The 18,214-nt window shown below is 71.9% G+C and carries 19 protein-coding genes; 8 read left to right on the forward strand and 11 right to left on the reverse strand.

Annotation, left to right across the window (positions count from 1 at the left end; translation table 11 throughout):
- Complete coding sequence (locus ABN273_RS17340; RefSeq protein WP_349449908.1) at positions 1-918, reverse strand: aminoglycoside phosphotransferase family protein; 918 nt, start codon at positions 916-918, stop codon at positions 1-3.
- Positions 905-2,077 carry an MFS transporter gene (locus tag ABN273_RS17345; protein WP_349449909.1) on the reverse strand — a complete coding sequence of 391 codons (1,173 nt, stop codon included), beginning with the start codon at positions 2,075-2,077 and terminating at the stop codon, positions 905-907. Before ABN273_RS17345 ends, ABN273_RS17340 begins: the two co-directional genes overlap by 14 nt.
- A 73-nt stretch (positions 2,078-2,150) precedes the next feature.
- Between ABN273_RS17345 and ABN273_RS17350 the strand changes: the two genes are divergently transcribed.
- A complete protein-coding gene (locus tag ABN273_RS17350) occupies positions 2,151-3,173 on the forward strand; it encodes an ROK family transcriptional regulator (protein WP_349449910.1) in 1,023 nt (340 codons plus the stop codon).
- A gap of 20 nt (positions 3,174-3,193) precedes the next feature.
- Here ABN273_RS17350 and ABN273_RS17355 read toward each other — a convergent pair whose 3' ends face one another.
- The 3 genes from ABN273_RS17355 to ABN273_RS17365 form a co-directional block, all read right to left on the reverse strand.
- Positions 3,194-4,327 (reverse strand): M20 family metallopeptidase, encoded by a 1,134-nt coding sequence (locus ABN273_RS17355; RefSeq protein ID WP_349449912.1) that lies wholly within the window; start codon positions 4,325-4,327, stop codon positions 3,194-3,196.
- A gap of 118 nt (positions 4,328-4,445) precedes the next feature.
- Complete coding sequence (locus ABN273_RS17360) at positions 4,446-5,876, reverse strand: ATP-binding protein (RefSeq protein WP_349449914.1); 1,431 nt, start codon at positions 5,874-5,876, stop codon at positions 4,446-4,448.
- Positions 5,873-7,522, reverse strand: coding sequence for an NAD(P)/FAD-dependent oxidoreductase (locus ABN273_RS17365; protein WP_349449915.1), 1,650 nt, complete (start codon positions 7,520-7,522; stop codon positions 5,873-5,875). The genes ABN273_RS17360 and ABN273_RS17365 overlap by 4 nt, the downstream gene beginning before the upstream one ends.
- 79 nt (positions 7,523-7,601) lie before the next feature.
- Between ABN273_RS17365 and ABN273_RS17370 the strand changes: the two genes are divergently transcribed.
- On the forward strand, positions 7,602-8,174 hold the full coding sequence (locus ABN273_RS17370; protein ID WP_349449917.1) for a TetR/AcrR family transcriptional regulator: 573 nt from the start codon (positions 7,602-7,604) through the stop codon (positions 8,172-8,174).
- Between the two features lie 3 nt (positions 8,175-8,177).
- On the opposite strand, the gene ABN273_RS17375 is transcribed toward ABN273_RS17370, so the two are convergent.
- Both ABN273_RS17375 and ABN273_RS17380 read right to left on the reverse strand, forming a co-directional pair.
- Positions 8,178-8,939, reverse strand: a complete 762-nt coding sequence (locus ABN273_RS17375) for an SDR family oxidoreductase (protein ID WP_349449919.1) — start codon at positions 8,937-8,939, stop codon at positions 8,178-8,180.
- Between the two features lie 61 nt (positions 8,940-9,000).
- A complete protein-coding gene (locus ABN273_RS17380; RefSeq protein ID WP_349449920.1) occupies positions 9,001-9,846 on the reverse strand; it encodes an RNA polymerase sigma-70 factor in 846 nt (281 codons plus the stop codon).
- 97 nt (positions 9,847-9,943) lie between these two features.
- Between ABN273_RS17380 and ABN273_RS17385 the strand changes: the two genes are divergently transcribed.
- Positions 9,944-10,618 (forward strand): ThuA domain-containing protein, encoded by a 675-nt coding sequence (locus ABN273_RS17385; protein WP_349449921.1) that lies wholly within the window; start codon positions 9,944-9,946, stop codon positions 10,616-10,618.
- Here ABN273_RS17385 and ABN273_RS17390 read toward each other — a convergent pair.
- Positions 10,608-11,021 (reverse strand): TIGR03668 family PPOX class F420-dependent oxidoreductase, encoded by a 414-nt coding sequence (locus ABN273_RS17390; protein WP_349449922.1) that lies wholly within the window; start codon positions 11,019-11,021, stop codon positions 10,608-10,610. The genes ABN273_RS17385 and ABN273_RS17390 overlap by 11 nt on opposite strands.
- A gap of 76 nt (positions 11,022-11,097) precedes the next feature.
- Between ABN273_RS17390 and ABN273_RS17395 the strand changes: the two genes are divergently transcribed.
- Positions 11,098-11,985 (forward strand): hypothetical protein, encoded by an 888-nt coding sequence (locus ABN273_RS17395; RefSeq protein WP_349449923.1) that lies wholly within the window; start codon positions 11,098-11,100, stop codon positions 11,983-11,985.
- Between the two features lie 35 nt (positions 11,986-12,020).
- Here ABN273_RS17395 and ABN273_RS17400 read toward each other — a convergent pair whose 3' ends face one another.
- On the reverse strand, positions 12,021-12,641 hold the full coding sequence (locus ABN273_RS17400) for a MerR family transcriptional regulator (RefSeq protein WP_349449924.1): 621 nt from the start codon (positions 12,639-12,641) through the stop codon (positions 12,021-12,023).
- Between the two features lie 15 nt (positions 12,642-12,656).
- Positions 12,657-13,505, reverse strand: coding sequence for a LysR family transcriptional regulator (locus tag ABN273_RS17405; protein ID WP_349449925.1), 849 nt, complete (start codon positions 13,503-13,505; stop codon positions 12,657-12,659).
- A gap of 219 nt (positions 13,506-13,724) precedes the next feature.
- Here ABN273_RS17405 and ABN273_RS17410 point away from each other — a divergent pair, with 219 nt between their 5' ends.
- From ABN273_RS17410 to ABN273_RS17420, 3 genes are all read left to right on the forward strand, one after another.
- Positions 13,725-14,795 (forward strand): thiolase C-terminal domain-containing protein, encoded by a 1,071-nt coding sequence (locus ABN273_RS17410; protein WP_349449926.1) that lies wholly within the window; start codon positions 13,725-13,727, stop codon positions 14,793-14,795.
- Between the two features lie 88 nt (positions 14,796-14,883).
- Positions 14,884-15,417 carry an RNA polymerase sigma factor gene (locus ABN273_RS17415; protein ID WP_349449927.1) on the forward strand — a complete coding sequence of 178 codons (534 nt, stop codon included), beginning with the start codon at positions 14,884-14,886 and terminating at the stop codon, positions 15,415-15,417.
- Positions 15,414-16,310 (forward strand): hypothetical protein, encoded by an 897-nt coding sequence (locus ABN273_RS17420; RefSeq protein ID WP_349449928.1) that lies wholly within the window; start codon positions 15,414-15,416, stop codon positions 16,308-16,310. The genes ABN273_RS17415 and ABN273_RS17420 overlap by 4 nt, the downstream gene beginning before the upstream one ends.
- A 6-nt stretch (positions 16,311-16,316) precedes the next feature.
- Here the strand turns inward: ABN273_RS17420 and ABN273_RS17425 are convergent, their stop codons facing one another.
- Complete coding sequence (locus ABN273_RS17425) at positions 16,317-17,264, reverse strand: N-acetylglucosamine kinase (protein ID WP_349449929.1); 948 nt, start codon at positions 17,262-17,264, stop codon at positions 16,317-16,319.
- Between the two features lie 79 nt (positions 17,265-17,343).
- Here ABN273_RS17425 and ABN273_RS17430 point away from each other — a divergent pair, with 79 nt between their 5' ends.
- Positions 17,344-18,213 (forward strand): MurR/RpiR family transcriptional regulator, encoded by an 870-nt coding sequence (locus tag ABN273_RS17430; RefSeq protein WP_349449930.1) that lies wholly within the window; start codon positions 17,344-17,346, stop codon positions 18,211-18,213.
- Position 18,214: the final 1 nt, after the last annotated feature.

An 18,214-nucleotide genomic window follows, 5' to 3' on the forward strand; every position in this document is an offset into this window, starting at 1 on the left:
TCAGCCGGCACGGAAGTCGGCGATGATCTCCTCGAGGTGGCGCAGGGCGACCTCGACGCGTACCGGGTCGTCGTAGTAGGGATCGTCAGGCACCGGGAGCGACGCCGCGACGCCCCAGCCGCGGCCCCGCGCCCAGGTCGCGTCGTCCACGCCGAGCGTCTCCCTGAAGACGCCGCGAGCCTGCGGAGGCAGGAACTTCCACGCGGCCAGCAGGTCCACGGCGGGGTCGCCGACGGCGAGCGTGCCGAAGTCGATGACGGCGCTCAGCCTGCCCTCGACGGTCAGGAGATTGCCGGTGGCGAGGTCGCCGTGGATCCACACCGGCGGGCGGTCCCAGGCGGGGGCCGTCAGGGCCGCCTCCCACACGGCCGTCACCGCGTCGGTGTCCGCCATCCCGCGCAGCGCCTCGATCTTGGGGCGGACGCGGGCCTCGACGGCCAGTGAGTCCCGCTCGTCGCCCATCGGCACGCCGCGGAACGCGTTGCTCCACGAAGGGCCGGGGCCGCCGGTCGCGTCGATCCCCTGCAGCGCGCGGACGAATCCGGCCAGTTCCTTGGCCGCCTGGAGGGGATCCGCCAGCTCCTCCGTGGTCTCGCCCGCCAGCCACCGGTAGACCGACCAGGGGAAGGGATAGCCTTCGCCGGGCTCGCCCTTCGCGAGCGGCTCGGAGATCGGCAGCGGCAGGTGCGGGGCGATCCGCGGCAACCAGCGGTGCTCGCGCTCCACCTGCCCGACCCACCGGCGGTAGCGGGGCAGACGTACGGACATGTCGTCCCCGAACTGGAACGTCGCGTTGTCCATCCCGGAGCGCGGCACGGGGCGGAGGGGCAGGCCCGCCCACTGGGGGAACTGCGCCGCGAGCAGGCGGCGTACGAGGGCCTCGTCGATCAGCGGGTCCTGGGGTTCAGACGTCGACACGAACGGCTCCTTCTGGCTGAGAGGTGGGGGAGGGGCGCAGGACCGGGGCGAGCAACGTCAGCAGCACGACCACGCCGGTGATCATCGCGAACGCGGCGGGGTAGCTGAGCGCGCCCGCGACCCAGCCCGTCACGGCAGGGGCGATCAGGCCCGACATGTAGGTGATCGTCGCCACGCCGGCCACGCCCTCGCCCGGAGTCGTGCCCGCGTTGCCCGCCGCCGCGATCACGAGTGGCACGATCAGCGCCACTCCCAGCCCGACCAGGGCGAACCCGGCGATGCCGAGCGCGGGCGTGCGGGCCGCGACCACGAGGGCGCCGCCGACCGCCGCCAGGGCCCCGCCCGCCCTGACGGTCGCCACCGGACCGAGCCGGCGGATCACGCGGTCGCCCAGCAGCCGCGCGCTCGCCATGCAGAGCATGAAGACGGTGTACCCGGCGGCGGCCAGTCCGGGACCGGCGTCGGCGACGGCGGTGAGGTAGACGGCGGCCCAGTTCGAGCTGGCGCCCTCGGCGAACGTCGCGCAGAACCCGACCAGCCCGATGGCCAGGATCGCGCGCGTGGGCAGCGCGAAGCGCCGCGGCGGGGGCGCGTCGGGCACGGAACCCGCCATCCCGCTGTCGGGGAGGAGGCCGCGGCCGGCCGCCGCCCCGAGGCCGAGCAACGCGAGCGACATGGCCCCGAGGTGGATCCGGGCGTCGACGCCCGCGTGGGCGGCCAGGGCGCCGACACCGCCGGCGGCCAGACTGCCGACGGACCACATGCCGTGCAGCCCCGACATGATCGAGCGGCCCAGGTGCCGTTCGAGGACGACGGCGTGCGCGTTCATCGCGACGTCGCACATGCCCGCCGCCGCCCCGAACAGCAGGAACGCCCCGAACAGCCACACGGGCGACGGCGCGAGGGCGGGCAGCGCCAGCCCGGCGCACCACAGCGCGAGGAGGGCGCGCGTGGCGGCGCGGTTGCCGAAGTGGTAGGCGAGGCGGCCGGCCATCGGCATGCCGACGAAGGCGCCGATCGACGGACACAGCAGCGCGAGGCCGAGGGTGCCGGGGCTGAGGTGCAGGTGCTCCTGGATCCAGGGGATGCGCGTGGACAGGCTGCCGGCGACGGCGCCGTGCGCGGCGAAGACGGCCGCGATCGCACGATGATGGCTCACGTCCTGAAAATTATCAGGCAGGCTTCCTGATGGAAACAGATTTTAGGCAGGCTCCCTGACTATTATGAGGGCCGTGAGGACCGCGACCCCGGCCATGGCCCGGGCGATCAATGACCGGCTGGCGCTCGACCTGCTGCTGGAGCACGGGCCGCTGACCGCGCCCCAGCTCCGCACGATGACCGGGCTGTCCAGGCCCACCGTGTCCGACCTGATCGAGCGGCTCATGGCAGGCGGCCTCATCGAGGTCACGGGCGAGACCGGGGAGGACCGGCGGGGCCCGAACGCGCGCCTGTACGGGCTCGTGGCCGACCTGGCCCACGTGGCCGGGGTTGACGTACGGCGCGACGCCGTCAACGTCACGGTCGCCGACATCACCGGGCGAGTGGTCAGCGAGGCCAGGACGACGATCGGCGCGCGAGCCGACCTGGCGGACATCATCGCGAAGGTGGTCGGGGGCGCGGTGGGGCAGCGCGCGCTGGACACGGTCGTGGTCGGCGCGCCGGGGCTGGTCGATCCGCGTGACGGGGAGCTGGTGTCGCCCAACGACGTGCCCGGGTGGCGGCGCGGCATGATGGCGTCCGTACGCGAGCGCGTGGGCGTGCCGGTGACCTTGGAGAACGAGGTGAACCTCGCCGCCGTCGCCGAGCTCCGCACCGGGGCCGCGGTGGGGAGCGCGGACTTCGTGCTGCTCTGGCTGGACGACGGCGTGGGGGCGGCGGTCGTGCTCGGGGGGCGGTTGCGCCGGGGGGTGTCGGGCGGCGCGGGCGAGATCGGGTTCCTCGAGGTGGGGGGCGTGTCCTTCTGCGATCTGGTGGACGCCGGCGTCGTACGTGGGTTCGGGCAGGACGAGCTGGCCCGGCGGATCGCGCACGGCGCCTTCGCCTTCGCCACCCTCCTCGACCCCGGCCTCGTCGTCCTCGGCGGCTCGACGGGCCATGAGGGCGGGGACGAGCTGGCCGAGCTGGTCGCCGGGCACCTGCGGGAGCTGGCTCCGACGCCGACCGAGGTCCGCGCCAGCACGGTCAAGGGCAACGCGGTGCTGCAAGGCGCCGTGCTGACCGCCCTGGACCTGGCCCGCGACCACGTCTTCGGCTGACCGCCGTCGCTTCGGGCGGGTCAGGCGAGGGCCGTGATCAGCCCCATCGCCAGCGCCGTGCGCTCCGGGATGTGCTCCACCAGCACGTGCTCGTGCCGCGCGTGCGCCCCGTCCCCCACGGCCCCCATCCCGTCCAGCACGGGCCGCCCCAGCGCGGAGACGAAGTTCCCGTCGCTGGCGCCACCCACCGACGCCTCCTCCAGCAGCCACCCGAACCCGGCCGCCACCTCCCGCGCCTCCTTGAACAGCCGCCGCGAGGCCGGGTTGGACGTCATGGGCGGCCGGTTCCAGCCCCCGGTGGTGGAGATCGACACCCGCGGATCCGACGCCTGCAGCGCGGCGAACACGTCGTCGATCCGCCCCATCTCCGCCGGCTCCGTCACGCGCACGTCGATGCCGCAGCTGGCGTGCCCGGCCGCCACGTTGCGCCCGGTGCCGCCGGTGATCAGTCCGACGTTCACGGTGGTCCCGCGCTCGCGGGAGCCGGCCCGGGCCACCGTGGTGACGATCTCGGCCAGGGCGTGGATCGCGCTCGCCCCCGCGTACGGGTCGAGCCCGGCGTGCGCCTCCACCCCGGCCGCGTTCACGTTGAACAGCCCCACGCCCTTGCGGGCGGTCTTGAGCGCGCCGTCGAGTGACGCCTCGAAGACCAGGCTCGCCAGCGCGTCCGCGCTCGCGTTCTCGATGTGCTTGCGCGAGGTCAGGCTGCCGATCTCCTCGTCCCCGTTGAAGAGGAACCGCACGCTCGGATGCGGCAGCCCCAGCTCCCGCAGCCCGCGCAGCGCCCAGATCGACTGGACGAGGCCCGTCTTCATGTCGAACACGCCCGGCCCCGTGGCCTTGCCGTCCGCCACCGCGAACGGCCACTCGGCGAGCGTCCCCGTCGGCCAGACGGTGTCGTAGTGGCAGAGCATGAGCACGGTCCCCGGCGCGGTGCCCTCGTACATCAGCTCCAGGATGTCGCCGTGCGGCCCGCCGATGTGCAGCACCTCCTCGTCCGGCGTGCCGAGGCGTTCGACGGCCCGGGCGCGGATCGCGCGCAGCCCCTTGACCAGCAGGGGCTTGTCATAGCTGTAGGTCTCCAGCTCCACGGCGGCCTTGAGGTCGTCGAGCATGGCCGGGAGGGCCTGCCGGGTCCAGTCGGTGATCAACACGGGTATCCTTCCGATGAATCAGCCGGCATTAGCCCGTCTCCTTTTCCCCATATTTCGGTCAACCATTACATGGGGTAAGGGCACTTCCTGACAAGTGCTCCGGTCGAGGGATGGACGTTCAGGCGACCGGGACCGGTTCCCTGAGCGGCAGGCGTACCTCGAACCACGTCTCGCCCGGCACCGAGCGCACCTTGATCTCCCCGCCGTGCCGTCCGGCCACGATCCGGTAGGAGATGTCGAGGCCGAGACCGGTGCCCTGGCCCACGCTCTTCGTCGTGAAGAACGGCTCGAAGATCCGCTCCTTGATCGCGTCGGGCACGCCTGGACCGGTGTCGCCGACCTCGATGATCGCCTCGTCCTCGTCGTGCGCGGTGCGGATCGTCAGCGTGCCCGCCTCGCCCATCGCGTCGAGCGCGTTGTGGATGAGGTTAGTCCACACCTGGTTGAGCTCGCCCGCGTAGCACGGGATGAGCGGCAGCGTGCGGTCGTAGTCGGTGACCACGCTGATGCCCGGCGGGATCTTCCCGCGGAAGATCGCGATCGTGCTGTCGAGCAGGTCATGCACGTCCACCTGCTGGAACGGCGCCCGGTCCATCTGCGAGTACTGCTTGGCCGAGCTGATCAGCGACGTGATGCGCTCGGTGGCCTCCGTCACCTCGTTGAGCATCTGGGAGATCTCGATCGCCTTGGCCAGCCAGTGCAGCGCGTCGGAAGCTCGATCCTCGCCCACCTTGGCGCGGACCTTCTCCAGCTCCTTGTTCGAGAACCCGGCGTTGACCAGCGCGGGAGCGAGATCCCAGGCGTTCTCGACGCCCAGCTCGTCCAGCGCCTCGCCCAGCTCGTCCTCGGCGTCGGAGATCTCCAGCGGCGTGCGCTGCGGCATCTTGCCCAGGTTGTCCGTGCAGGACTCCTGCCAGTCGATCAGCGCGCGCAGCTTCTCCGGCGGGATGCCCGCCTCGGCGAGCTGGGCGAGCTGGATCCGCGAGGTCCTGACCAGCGTGCGCAGCTCGCTCGCCGCGCGCACGGCCGCCGCGGCCGGGTTGTTCAGCTCGTGCGTGAGCCCGGCCGTGATGGTGCCGAGCGCGGTCAGCCGCTGCCGCCGGTCGATGATCTCTCTTTGCATCCGTCCGCCCGACAACATGCCGTCGAGCAGGTGCATCGCCATCGGGAACCACTCGGCCACGATGTAGCCGAACTTCTTGGCCGGCAGCAGGAACATCCGCGTCGGCGCGGTGGCCCGCAGCGTGTGCTGGTACGTCTGCGGCGCCCGGTCCCCGAGGTAGGCGCTGGTGGCGCCCCCGTAGACGCCGGGCTGGGAGGTGCGGGGCATCGCCACGGTCCCGGCGCTGACGGTCTCGCTGATCATCTGGATCTCGCCATCGAGCAGCACCGCGAAGCACTCGGCCGGGTCGCCCTGCCGGATGATCATCTCCTCCTGGGCGAACGTCCGCACCTGCCCGCTGCTGGCGAGCTTGGTGAGCTGCTCGTCGGTCAGCCGCTCGAAGAGGAAGAGCTTGCGCAGTTCATCGATGTCGACAATTTCGCTCATTGCTTCTCCAGATAGCGATGCACGAGCGCGACGGCCATCGCGCCCTCGCCGACGGCGGAGGCCACTCTCTTGATCGACTCGGCGCGTACGTCGCCCGCGGCCAGCACCCCGGGCACGTTCGTCTCCAGGTAGTACGGCTCGCGCCGCAGCGGCCAGTTACGCGGCCGCTTCCCGCCCTGCACCAGGTCGGGACCGGTCAGCACGAACCCCTTCTCGTCCCGCTCGATCGTCTCACCCAGCCAGGCCGTGTACGGCTCGGCCCCGATGAACACGAACAACCACTGCGCGTCCACCGTGCGCATCTCGCCCTTGGTCGAAAGCGTCAGCCGCTCGAGGTGGTCGTCGCCCTCGCCGCCGACGACCTCCGTCTGGAGGTGCACCTCGATGTTGGGGAGCGCGGCTATCTGCTCGATGAGGTAGTGAGACATGGACTTCTCCAAACCATCACCCCTCACCAACAAATGGACCTTGCTCGCGAATCCCGCCAGGTAGACCGCTGCCTGTCCGGCCGAGTTGGCCGCGCCCACGATGTGGACCTCGGTGTCCTTGCAGGACGGCGCCTCGGTCAGAGCCGCGCCGTAGAAGACGCCCCGGCCCACGAACTCGTCCAGCCCCGGCGCCTGCAGGCGGCGGTAGGTGACGCCGGTCGCCAGGATCACCGCGTGCGCCGCGATCTCCCCGCCGTCCTTGAACCCGACCACCCGTGCCTGGCCGCGCGTCTCCAGCGAGACCACCTTGCGCGCGGTCAGCAGCTCCGCCCCGAACTTCAGCGCCTGCCTGCGGGCCCGGTCGGCGAGCTGCTGCCCCGAGACGCCGTCGGGGAAGCCCAGGTAGTTCTCGATCCGGGAGCTCTGCCCCGCCTGGCCGCCCGAGGAGTAGGCCTCGACCAGCACGGTGTTCAGCCCCTCGGAGGCGCCGTAGACGGCCGCGCCGAGCCCGGCGGGGCCGCCGCCCACCACGATCAGGTCGTAGAAGTCGGTGGCCGGGGTGGTCGACAGGCCCACCGCCGTGGCCAGCGCGGCCTGGTCGGGCGACTCCAGCGTGGTGCCCTCGGCGGTCACCACCAGCGGCAGGTGGCAGCCCTCGCCCGCGGCCTTCACCAGCTGTGCGCCCTCCGGGTCCTCCGCCAGCATCCACCGGTACGGCACGTGGTTGCGCGCCAGGAAGTCACGCACCTTGTACGACTGCGCCGACCACCTGTCGCCCACCACCCGCAGCTCGGCCCGCTCGACCCGGTCCGTGCGCATCCAGGCGTCGAGCTGGCCGTCGATCACCGGGTAGAACTTCTCCTCCGGCGGGTCCCACGGTTTGAGCAAATAGTGGTCGAGGTCCACCACGTTGATCGCCTGGATCGCGGCGTCGGTGTCGGCGTAGGCCGTCAGCAGCACCCTGCGCGCGTACGGATACATGTCCATCGCGGCCTCGAGGAACTCGACGCCGTTCATCTGCGGCATGCGGTAGTCGGCCAGGATGGCCGCCACGTCGTCACCCCGCAGGCGCATCTGCTTGACCGCCTCGATGCCTTCCCGGGCCGCCTCGGCGCGGACAATCCGGTATTCCTGGCCATAGCGGCGTCTCAGGTCGCGGGCCACCGCCCGCGAGACGCCTGGGTCGTCGTCCACCGTAACGATGACCGGCTTGTCCATGTTTTCTCCCCACTGGTCCCTAATAGGAAGCATGTCATGTGCGGCAGAGTCAGTGAGCACTCGCTCATATCATGGGCGGATGCGCACACGCGATCGCATCATTGACGCCGCCGAGCAGGCGATTCGTGAGTTCGGCATCGCGGGTGCCACCACCAAGCGCATCGCCCACCTGGCGGGCTGCTCGGAGGCGCTGCTCTACAAGCATTTCGCCGGCAAAGAGGCGCTCTTCCTCGCGGTCCTGCTGGAGCGGCTGCCCGCGCTCGCCCCCGCGCTGGCGCGGCTGCGCCTCAGCGCCGGCCAGGGCGACCTGGCCGCGCACCTCACCGAGTTCGCGCTGATGGCCCTGGAGTTCTACCGCAAGGCCGCGGGCATCGCGTCCGGCGTGCTGGCCGACCCGTCCCTCATGGCGGGGTTCAGGGGCATGCTGGCCGAGAGGGAGGCGGGACCGCATCTGCCGATCCGGGCGCTGGCCGAGATCCTGCGGGCCGAGCAGCGCGGCGGCCGGCTCGACGAGGTGATGGACGCCGACGCCGCCGCCGCGATGCTGATGGGCGCCTGCTTCCACCGGGCGAACCTGTCCTACTTCGTGGAGCTCCCCGACGAGGACGGGCTCTGGGCCGCCGCGATCGTGCGCACGCTGGTCAGGAAGTGACGCTCAGGCGATGACGCGGCTCTCGCCGCCGTCCACCAGCATCGAGATCCCGTTCACGAACGACGCCCGCTCGCTGGCCAGGAACGCCACCACGTCCCCCACCTCCTCCGGACGCCCGATGCGCCCGACAGGCACCGCCTCGCCCCGCTGGGCGAGGGCCTCCTCGTCGCCTGCCATGCTCCGCAGCCGCTCGGTGTCGATGGGCCCGGGCATCACGTTGTTGACCAGCACGCCGTCGCGGGCGACCTCGCGGGCCAGGGTGCGTACGACGCCGGCCACGGCCGAGCGGGTGGCGTTGGACAGCGCCAGGCCGTCGATCGCCTCCCTGGCCGACCTGCTGGTGACCGTGACGATGCGCCCCCAGCCGCGCGAGCGCATCTCGGGCAGGACCGCGCGGATCAGGCGTACGGTGCCCAGCAGGTTGCGCTCGACGGCGACCTCCCAGTCGGCCAGGCTGGCCTGGTCGAAGCGGCCCGCCGGCGGCCCGCCCGCGTTGGCCACCAGGATGTCGATCGGGCCGAGCACCTCGCGCGTCTCCTCGACCACCCGCCGGGCGGCGGCCGGGTCCTCCACGTCCGCCAGCACGGCGTGCACGATCTTGCCGTACTCCTGCAGCTGCACCACTGCGTCCGCGAGCCGGTCCGGGTTGCGGGCGCTGACGCAGACGTCGCAGCCCTCCCGTGCGAGGCTCTTGGCCGCCGCGAGCCCGATGCCCGCGCTGCCTCCGGTGACGAGGGCGACCTTGCCCGAGATGCCGAGATCCATAGGGGCGACTATAGATCGTGCGGGGGTGGCTGAGCAGGTCGCCCGGCCGGCACTCCAGCGCTCAGTCCGGGGTGACGCGGGTGAGTTTGTCCGGGTTCACCATGCTGTAGATCTCCTTGATGCGGCCGTCCCGGATGTCGAACGCCACCAGCTGCCGGTATCCGGACACCCGCGTCCAGATGGCCGGATGGCCGTTGACGTCGAGCACCTGCGTCTCCGGGGAGCCGTACTTGTTCCTCAGGCCCAGCACGAAGGCCGCCACCTTGCGGCGCCCCAGGATCGGCCGCAGGGCGGCCCTGACCTTGCCGCCGCCGTCGGTGTAGGCCACGACGTCGTCGTGGAGCAGCTCGGTGAGCGCGGCCAGGTCGCCGCCCGAGGCCGCGTCCATGAACTTCGTCAGCAGCCTGGTGTGGTCCTCCGCGGACGGCTGGAACCTGTCACGCCCCTGGGCGAGCCGCACGGAGGCGCGGTGGTGCAGCTGCCTGGCGTTGGCCACGGAGGAGCCGACGATCTCCGCGATCTCGTCGTACGGGAGCTCGAACGCCGCACGCAGCACGAACACCGCCCGCTCCGGCGGCGAGAGCCGCTCCATCAGGTGCAGGGTCGCGTACGAGACGGTGTCACGCAGCTCGGCGGTGTCCAGCGGCCCCGCCTCCGCCGTCATCACCGGCTCGGGCAGCCACGGCCCCGTGTACGCCTCGCGCCTGACCCGCGCGGAACGCAACTGGTCGAGCGCCAGCCGCGAGACCACGGTCAGCAGGAAGGCCCGCGGCTCCTTGACCTCGCTCCGGTCGGCGCCCTCCCACCGCAGCCAGGCCTCCTGCACGATGTCTTCCGCGTCCCACATGCTGCCGAGCAGTCGGTAGGCCAGCCCCAACAACATGGGGCGATACTCCTCGAACTCCACGGCGGCATCATCTCCCGTCGCCAAGGCGGTCGGCGTGCCGGGCCCCAGTTGAACTTCCCGGCTGGAAATGCCGCGGTAAGCATGATGAGCTTGGGAAGTGGCGAGAAATCTGATCCTGTCAGGAGGACTGTTCCACGACTTCGCCGCCACGTCGGCCGCGCTCGCGGAGGTGCTCGCCGAGGTGGGGGTCGAGTCGGAGATCACCGAGGACATCGCGGGCGCGCTGAGCGAGCCGTCGGAGGTCCAGCTCATCACGGTCAACGCGCTGCGCTGGCAGATGGCCCAGGACCGCTTCGCCGACCTGCGTGCCGAGTGGCGCTTCGCGTTACCGGCCGAGGCCCGCACCACTCTCCTCGACCACCTCGAGCGGGGCGGCGGGCTGCTGTGCATGCACTCGGCGTCGATCTGCTTCGACGACTGGCAGGGCTGGTCACGCGTCCTGGGCGGCTGCTGGTCCTGGCCCAAGTCCCACCACCCGCCGCTGGGGTGGACGGGGGTGCGGGTGCACGGCGGACACCCCGTGGTGGACGGCCTGCGGGACTTCGACGTGGTGGACGAGGTCTACAGCGACCTCGACATCCTGTCCGACGTCCGGCCGCTGGCGTCGTCGAACGGCCAGCCGCTGATCTGGTCGCGGCCGGTGCGCCGGGGCCGGGTGTTCTACGACGCCCTGGGCCACGACACCAGGTCGTACGAGAACGAGGTGCACAGGACGCTGCTCCAGCGGGCCGCGCTGTGGCTGCTGAAGCGGCCCGTCACCATCACGGAGTGAAGGACCAGCCGGTCCAGCGGGTGACGTCCACGAGGATGACCGGGCCGTCGGGCCGGTGCTCGTGATACTGGCCGTATTTGGCGGCCAGCGCCTCGACCGCCGGCTCCCGTTCCGGTCCCTCCTCCACGACCCTGGCCAGGCCGTCGGCGCGCGCCCACCACAGCCGGGCCCAGTCGTCCTCGTAGTGGTCGGCCAGCAGGCTGACCCGCGGGTTCTCCCGGATGTTCCGCAGGCGCCGCAGGTCGGTGGTGCTCTTCGGCTTGTGGTCGATGGCGGTCACCACCTGGTCGGCGACGACGGCGAAGGTGACGGGCACCAGGTGAGGGGTGCCGTCGCCGCTCGCCGTGGCCAGCCGTGCCACCCGCTCTCCCCGGAACCTCGCGCGGGCCCGCTCCCCGTCCATCCCCTCATTGTGGTGTCCGGGAAAGGCGTCCGGAACCTACAAGACCGCATGTCGCCCGCGTGGGCAGGATGACCGCATGAACGTGAACCTTGCCGCGGTCCCCGGTTTCCTCGCCGGGCACGCGCGTGTGCTGGATCGCCGCCGCTACGACCTGCTCATGGGCGACGGCGACGCGGCCTCCGTGCTGGCCGCACTGGACGCCTACCGCAACCCGGACGGCGGCTACGGCTGGGGGCTGGAGCCGGACCTGCGCTCACCCGAGAGCCAGCCGGGAGCCGCTTTGCATGCCTTCGAGGTGTTCGAGAACGCCGCCCCCACGACCGCGCCGCAGGCCGTGGCGCTGTGCGACTGGCTGGAGTCGGTCACGCTGCCCGACGGCGGGCTGCCGTTCTCGCTGCCGCTCACCGTCTCGGCGGCCACCGCCCCTTGGTGGGCGGGCGGCGACGCGACCACCTCGTCCCTGCAGATCACCTCGATCTCCGCGGCCGCCGCCCACCGCGTGGCCGCCCACGACCCGGCCGTGGCCGGGCACCCGTGGCTGGAGCGGGCCACGCGTTATTGCCTCGACGCGATCCAGGCGCTCGACGCGGCGCCGCACGCGTACGTGCTGGTGTTCGCCGTGCGTTTCCTCGACGCCGTGTACGACAGCCGGCCCGGGGCGGCCGACCTGCTCAAACGGCTCGGCGCCCACATTCCGGCGGACGGGCGGGTGCCCGTCGAGGGCGGCACCGAGAACGAGGCGCTGCGTCCGCTGGACTTCGCCCCCGACCCGGGCCGGCCGGTCCGCGACCTGTTCGAACCCGAGGTGATCGCCGCGGACCTCGTCCGGCTGGCGGGGGAGCAGCACGACGACGGCGGCTGGAGCGTGGACTACGCGCGCATCTCGCCCGCCGGGGCGCTCGAGTGGCGCGGGGCCGCCACCGTGCACGCCATCGAGGTGCTGCGCGCGAACGGCGTGATCTAGGCCCCGCCGGGGGAAAGTCGCATAAGGAAGGTCGCCTAAAGGGACAGGCGGCGGGCCGACTCGGACTCCTGGGCCATGCGGCGCAGCGCGTCGAACGCCCTGCCGTACAGGACGGTGCCGAGCACCAGGGCCTCCACGGCGGCGTCACGCGGGCCGTGGAACGGGACGGTGTCCATCTCGACCTCGGACACCAGCTTCCGCGCGGCTTCGGCGTACGGCGCCAGGTCGATGTGGATGCCGAGCTGGCGCATCCGGACGAGCGTCTGGGCCAGCTCGTCGCGGGTGGGGGCGTGCGGGGCGATGTCCCACCCCAGGTCGGCGATGAGACGGTCGACATGGTCGCGGGCGATCTGCCAGTCCTCGCCGGGCTCCGGCTCGACGGCGGCGCTTAGGGCGTAGTGGGCCGTGCCCAGCATCTCGTGCACGGGGAGGGACTCGTCCTCGACCGCCGCGATGACCTTCTTGATCGAGGCCACGGGGAGCTTGCCGACTTCGAGCAGGGCCCGGATCAGGCGCAGTCTGCGCAGGTGGGACTCGTCGTACTCGGCTCTGGTCGCGGCCGTCTGCTGCCCCTGGTGCAGCAGGGATTCGCGGAGGTAGTACTTGATCGTCGGGATGGCGACACCGGACTTGGCGCTGAGTTCGGAGATGCGCATCGCTAGATAATAGCGCTATCCAGATCGGGCGAGGTGGCGGGCCGCGCTGAGGAGCTCGTGCACGTCGGTCTGGCGGTTCCAGAGGAAGACCACCTCCAGCGGTGGCACGTCCTCTTTTATCGGGATAAATCTGAGTGCGTCGGGGATTGTCGTGCCCTCGTGCACGCACAACGCGTAACCCGCGCCCTCCTCCACCATGTTGACGACCAGGTCGTGCGTGGCCGCGGCCGGGCCGAGGCGGGGGTGGAGGTGGTGCCGTACGAACCCCTCCAGGAAGCGGCGGGCCCCGGCCACCGCGTCGGACTCCGGCATGACCAGCGGCTCGGCCGCCAGGTCCGCCAGCGAGAGCGTCTCGTGCGCCGCCAGGGGGTGGTCGCGGTGGAGCAGCGCGCGCACCGGGAAGCGGTGGACCAGCATGCGGGCCACGCCCCTGGGCAGCGAGCCCGGGGCGTAGCCGAGCCCGGCCTGCAGGGTGCCGTCCACGATGGAGACGATCTGCTCGGCCGTCCCCATCGGCGCCACCCGCAGGTTCGAGGTCTGGAGCTGGGCGAGCAGGCGGGCGACCACGTCGGCCAGCCCGTCGGCCACGCCCAGGCGCGCGCTCTGGGCCGTGCACCTCGCGGCGGCCACGGCCCGGTCGAAGGCGTCGACCGCGACGGTGGCCTGGGCCAGGAACGCCTCGCCGGCCTCGGTGAGCTGGACGCCGCTCGACGAGCGGCTGAACAACTCGACCCCGATCTCCTTCTCCAGTGCCCTGAGCTGCTCTGACAGCGTCGGCTGCGCGATGTGCAGCACGGCGGCGGCCCGGCGCAGGCTGCCGGCCCGTGCGATCGCCATCGCGTACCGGACGTAGCGTAGATCCATCCCTCACCTCGGCGTGATGATGGGCTATCGGTTGATCACACCTCCGTATTACAAGAGGGGCTGGCTCCGGTGAAGATACGGTGTTATCCGCCATAGGGGACATTTATGGCAGTGGGCGAGCAAGCGCTTGTGGCGGATGAGGGCTCCGGCTAGCGTGGCGGCGACCGGGCGCGATCGTTCGGGCGTCCGGTGCCGGCGGGTGAGCGGAGGAGGCGGGGGATGCAGCCGTTCGCGGGGCGGGCGGCCGTGGCCGGGATCGGGATGACGGCCCTGACCAGGGAGTCCGGGCGCACCGAGCTGGAGCTGGCGGTCGAGGCGTGCCGGGCGGCCTGCGCGGACGCGGGGATCGGGCCGCGCGACGTGGACGCGGTGCTCAGCTACCACATGAACGACTCCGCACCCGTTGTGCAGGTGGCGCGGGCTCTGGGGATCGAGCGGCTCGGGTGGCACAACGACATCGCGGGAGGGGGCACGCAGGCGGCGTCGATCCTGGGCGACGCGGCGATGCTGATACACGCCGGTTTAGCGCGAAATATCGTGATATTTCGTGCGCTCAATGGCCGCTCCGGCAAGCGCATGAACACCGTCTCCACCGGACCCCAGGAGCGCTTCACGTACGGGCTGGCGGGCCCGATCCCGCTGTTCGCCCTGGCCGCGACCCGTTACCTGCACGACACGGGCCTCAACTCGGAGCACTTGCACGCGGTCGTCGCCCAGTCCAGGGAGAACGCCAAGAGCAACGCGCGAGCCCTGCGCCGCGAGCCGCTCGAGCTCGCCGACTACCTCGCCAAGCCGTACGTCTGCACCCCGCTCCGCACGGCGGACTGCTGCCAGGAGACCGACGGCGCCTGTGCCCTGCTGGTCAGCGGCGTCCTCGACGGTCCGCGCGTCCAGGCGGTCGTGCGCGGGGGAGGCCCCGGCTGCTCCTCGATGGACCGCGCGCCGGACGTCACCGCGATCTTCTCCGCGTACGTGGCCCCCATGCTCTGGGAGGCGTCCGGCATGCGCCCGTCGGATGTGGACGCGGCGCTGCCGTACGACGCGTACTCGTGGCTCGTGCCCCGGCAACTGGAGGACTTCGGGCTGGTCGAGCGCGGGGACCTGGGGGCGTACCTGCTGGAGCGCCGCCACGCCTGGGTGAACCCGCACGGCGGCCTGCTCTCGGAGGGTTACGTGCACGGCCTGAACAACGTGGCCCAGGCCGTCAGGGAGCTCCGGGAGGGGCGTGAGGTGGCTCTCGTGACGGGGCTCGGCGGCAGCTACGGAAGTGCCGCCCTGCTAGTACGGTGAAAAATCGGCTGAAATGCCGATGATGCCTCCGACATGTACGGGGTGATCCGATCCCGAGACCCGAGGAGGCCGACCATGGGGACCGCCCGTGGATGACGACCGGAAAACCCGGTTCGAGGCCGTTTACCAGCAGACGTACGAGCACATACTCGGCTACGCCATGCGCCGCTGCGACTCGCCGGAGGACGCGGCGGACGTGGTCGCCGAGACGTTCGCGATCGCCTGGCGCCGCATGGACGCACTGCCACCGGGCGGCGAGTCCAGGCTCTGGCTGTACGGAGTCGCCAGGAACGTGCTGGCCAACCACCGCCGCGGCCAGGCCAGGCACCGGCACCGGAGCGTGGAGCTCGACGCCGACCTCGCCGACCTGTACGCCCACTCACCCGAGACCAGCCTCGAGCTGAGCGCGATCGCGCGGGCGTTCGGCGAGTTGCCCGAGGACGACAGGGAGTTGATCTCGCTGGTGGCCTGGGAGGGCCTGGACCGGGCCCAGATCGCCACCGTGCTCGGCTGCTCGCGCAACGCCGTGCGCATCCGGCTCCACCGGGCGCGCAAGCGCTTCTCCAAGGCGCTGGCCGCCGCCGGCGTGACCGTCAACCATCTGATCATGGAGTCCGCATGAACGAGTTGCAGCACCTCGCCAGGGTCCGCGACGAGGATCTGGCGGGCCAGGCGTCCGGCGCGGGGGCGCGGGCGCTCCTCTCCTCGATCACCTCCGAGGAGCCCGCCGCCGAGCCGGCCCGCCGTCGGACCCCTCGGTGGCGCACCCGCCTGGCCGTGGGCGCCGTGGCCGTCACCGGGCTCGCCGCGGCCGCCGTGATCGCCCCCGCCGTCCTCGGCGCGCGCGGCCCCGCCACCTCCTACGCCAACTCCGCCATCGACATCGAGCTGCACGGCGACATGTACGTGGCCACCATCAAGGACCCGTTCGCCGACTACGCCAAATACACCGAGGGCTTCAAGGCCGTGGACCTGGACGTGAACCTGGAGGTCGTGCCGGTGTCTCCCACCCAGGTGGGCCGGATCACGGGCATGCGGCTGAGCGGCCGGCTGGCGGCCAACGGCGAGTCCATCACCAACGGCACGTCGCCCGAGGGCTGCACGTTCGGCAGTGCAGGCTGCGCGATGACCATCGAGGTGGCCCGCGGCTGGAAGGGCTGGGCCTTGGTCCAGCTGGGGCGGGCGGCGCGGCCGGGGGAGAAGTACCAGAACTGGCGCTCGGCCATGAAGAAGGGCGAGATGTTGGAGGGCTACCGTGCCGGCGGGAAGACCGTGGGCGAGGTCATGGCCGAAGTCCGACGGCGCGGCCTCAAGGCGGTCTTCCAGATCATCGCTCCCCTGCCGGACCGCGGCGGCTACTCGGTGAACCCGAATCAGCAGTCGGCCAAGGTCGGCGACGACTGGATGGTCTGGGAGGTCCAGTCGGAGGAGGCCGGCGTCGTGCGCCTGATGGTGACCAAGGAGCGACTGCGGAAGAACCCCGTCTACGGCGACGCGAAGATCGCAGACGAGTAGCCGGAGTCAGGCGGTGAAGGCGGCGTGCCGGGCGCGTGCCTCGGCCTCCGGGAGCAGGTCGCGGGCCGCCAGCCACGCCGCCGCCCCCGCCGCGTCACCCGCCGTCGTGACGCGCTCGCCCGCCAGCAGCTCCGTCACCGCCTGGCGTACCGGGCCCTCGCTGGTCAGCACGCTCCCCGCGAGCACCACCGGGCCGGACTCGTGCACCCGCCTGAGCGTGGCGACCAGGCGCTCGGCGGCCTCTTGCATGATCTCGAGCGCGGCCGGGTCGCCTGCCGCGGCGGCCTGGCTGACCAGGGCGGACAGGGCGGCCAGGCGCATGTGGTCGGCCTGCGCCAGCCGTACGATGCGGTCGGCGGCGGCACGCGGCGCCGCGGGCCGGTCGTCGCCCAGGAAGTGCGCCACCACGAGCTCGCTCAGACCGCCGCCACCGGGAGCAGCGCCCCGGTCCAGGGCGTGGACCACGGCCTTGACGGCCCGGCGGCCGATCCAGAAGCCCGACCCCTCGTCGCCCAGCAGCCAGCCCAGCCCGTCGGCGAGCGCGTCGAGCCGGAAGCCCTTGATCCTGGCGGCCACCGCCCCCGTGCCCGACAGCAGCAGCGAGCCGTCGGGCTCCGGCGAGCCCGCGGCGTAGGCGATCGGAGTGTCGCCCATGTAGCGCGGCCCCTCCGTGATGCCGTGCTCGGCCCAGACCTTCGCCAGCTCGGGGACCATCTCTGCAACCTGCCCCGCCACCCCGGCCAGCGAGCCGACGACCCGCCCCCCGTCGTGTGTCCCGAGCGCCGCCCGGAGCGCGGCGGCGATCGCCGCCACCGCCTTGCCCAGTCCGTGAGCAGTGGGATTGCCCGCACCGGCCCGCGCGTAGCCGACCCTGGCGCCGTCGAGCGTGTGGACGGCGACCCGCGTGGACGTGGCCCCGGCGTCGACACCGACCACTAGCCGCGATTCAGTCACGGTCCGAGTCTGGGGGTTGACGTGGACCGGAAGCAAGAATAATTTTCGCCAGAAGACCGGGTATTCGGAAGGAATATTCGTGACTTCAGGAGCGCTCGGGCGCGTCGAAACAGAACTACCCGGTTTGCCGGAGGCGTTGCGCAGGGTCGGCGAGGTGATTCTCGGCGATCCTGCCGAGGCCGCGCGCTCGACCATCATCGCGCTGGCCGAGCGGGCGGGCAGTTCGCCCGCGACCGTGACCAGGTTCTGCCGGGCGTTTGGCTTCTCCGGGTACGCCGAGCTGCGCGTCGCCCTGGCCACCGAGACCGGCAGGGCCGCGCAGGCGGGCTGGGGCGCGGGCGTCGGCCACGAGATCGGCCCGGACGACCCGCTCGACTCGGCCATCGAGGTCATGGCCGCCGCCGACGCCAGGCTCATCCAGGACACCGCCGCCCAACTCGACCTCGACGTCGTCGCCAAGGTGGCCGACGCGATCGTGGCCGCGCCGCGTGTCCTCCTCGTCGGGGTCTCCACCAGCGGTAACGTCGCAACCATGCTGGAAGGCCGGCTGCGCCGCATCGGCATCCCCGGCTGGAGCGCCGGGGACGCGCACGTGGCCCTGTCGGAGGCGGCGTTGCTCAAGGAGGGCGACGTGGCCATCGGCATCAGCCACAGGGGCCGCACCCGCGAGGTCATGGAGTCGCTGGCGGAGGCGGGCAGCCACGGCGCGCTGACGGTCGCGGTCACCTCCTTCGCCCGCTCGCCGCTCGCGGAGCTGGCCGACCTCGTGCTGACCACGGCCAGCAGGGAGACCACGTTCAGGCTCGGCGGGCTGGCCGCCGTCCATTCGCAGCTGTTCGTCCTGGACGCCGTGTACGTGGCGGTGGCCCAGCGCACCTACGAGCGCACCAACGAGGCGTTCGAGCGCACGATCAGCGCGGTGGAGAGCCACCGGGTGGAGAGAGGCTGAA

The sequence above is a fragment of the Nonomuraea sp. B19D2 genome, from assembly GCF_040137845.1.
GTDB lineage: Bacteria > Actinomycetota > Actinomycetes > Streptosporangiales > Streptosporangiaceae > Nonomuraea.

What these genes read in the sequence shown, in the direction of transcription:
- ABN273_RS17360 (WP_349449914.1), bottom strand. Translation starts at nt 5,876, where the DNA reads ATGAGCGAAATTGTCGACATCGATGAACTGCGCAAGCTCTTCCTCTTC.
- ABN273_RS17365 (WP_349449915.1), bottom strand. Translation starts at nt 7,522, where the DNA reads ATGGACAAGCCGGTCATCGTTACGGTGGACGACGACCCAGGCGTCTCG.
- ABN273_RS17370 (WP_349449917.1), top strand. Translation starts at nt 7,602, where the DNA reads ATGCGCACACGCGATCGCATCATTGACGCCGCCGAGCAGGCGATTCGT.
- ABN273_RS17375 (WP_349449919.1), bottom strand. Translation starts at nt 8,939, where the DNA reads ATGGATCTCGGCATCTCGGGCAAGGTCGCCCTCGTCACCGGAGGCAGC.
- ABN273_RS17390 (WP_349449922.1), bottom strand. Translation starts at nt 11,021, where the DNA reads ATGGACGGGGAGCGGGCCCGCGCGAGGTTCCGGGGAGAGCGGGTGGCA.
- ABN273_RS17395 (WP_349449923.1), top strand. Translation starts at nt 11,098, where the DNA reads ATGAACGTGAACCTTGCCGCGGTCCCCGGTTTCCTCGCCGGGCACGCG.
- ABN273_RS17400 (WP_349449924.1), bottom strand. Translation starts at nt 12,641, where the DNA reads ATGCGCATCTCCGAACTCAGCGCCAAGTCCGGTGTCGCCATCCCGACG.
- ABN273_RS17405 (WP_349449925.1), bottom strand. Translation starts at nt 13,505, where the DNA reads ATGGATCTACGCTACGTCCGGTACGCGATGGCGATCGCACGGGCCGGC.
- ABN273_RS17410 (WP_349449926.1), top strand. Translation starts at nt 13,725, where the DNA reads ATGCAGCCGTTCGCGGGGCGGGCGGCCGTGGCCGGGATCGGGATGACG.
- ABN273_RS17420 (WP_349449928.1), top strand. Translation starts at nt 15,414, where the DNA reads ATGAACGAGTTGCAGCACCTCGCCAGGGTCCGCGACGAGGATCTGGCG.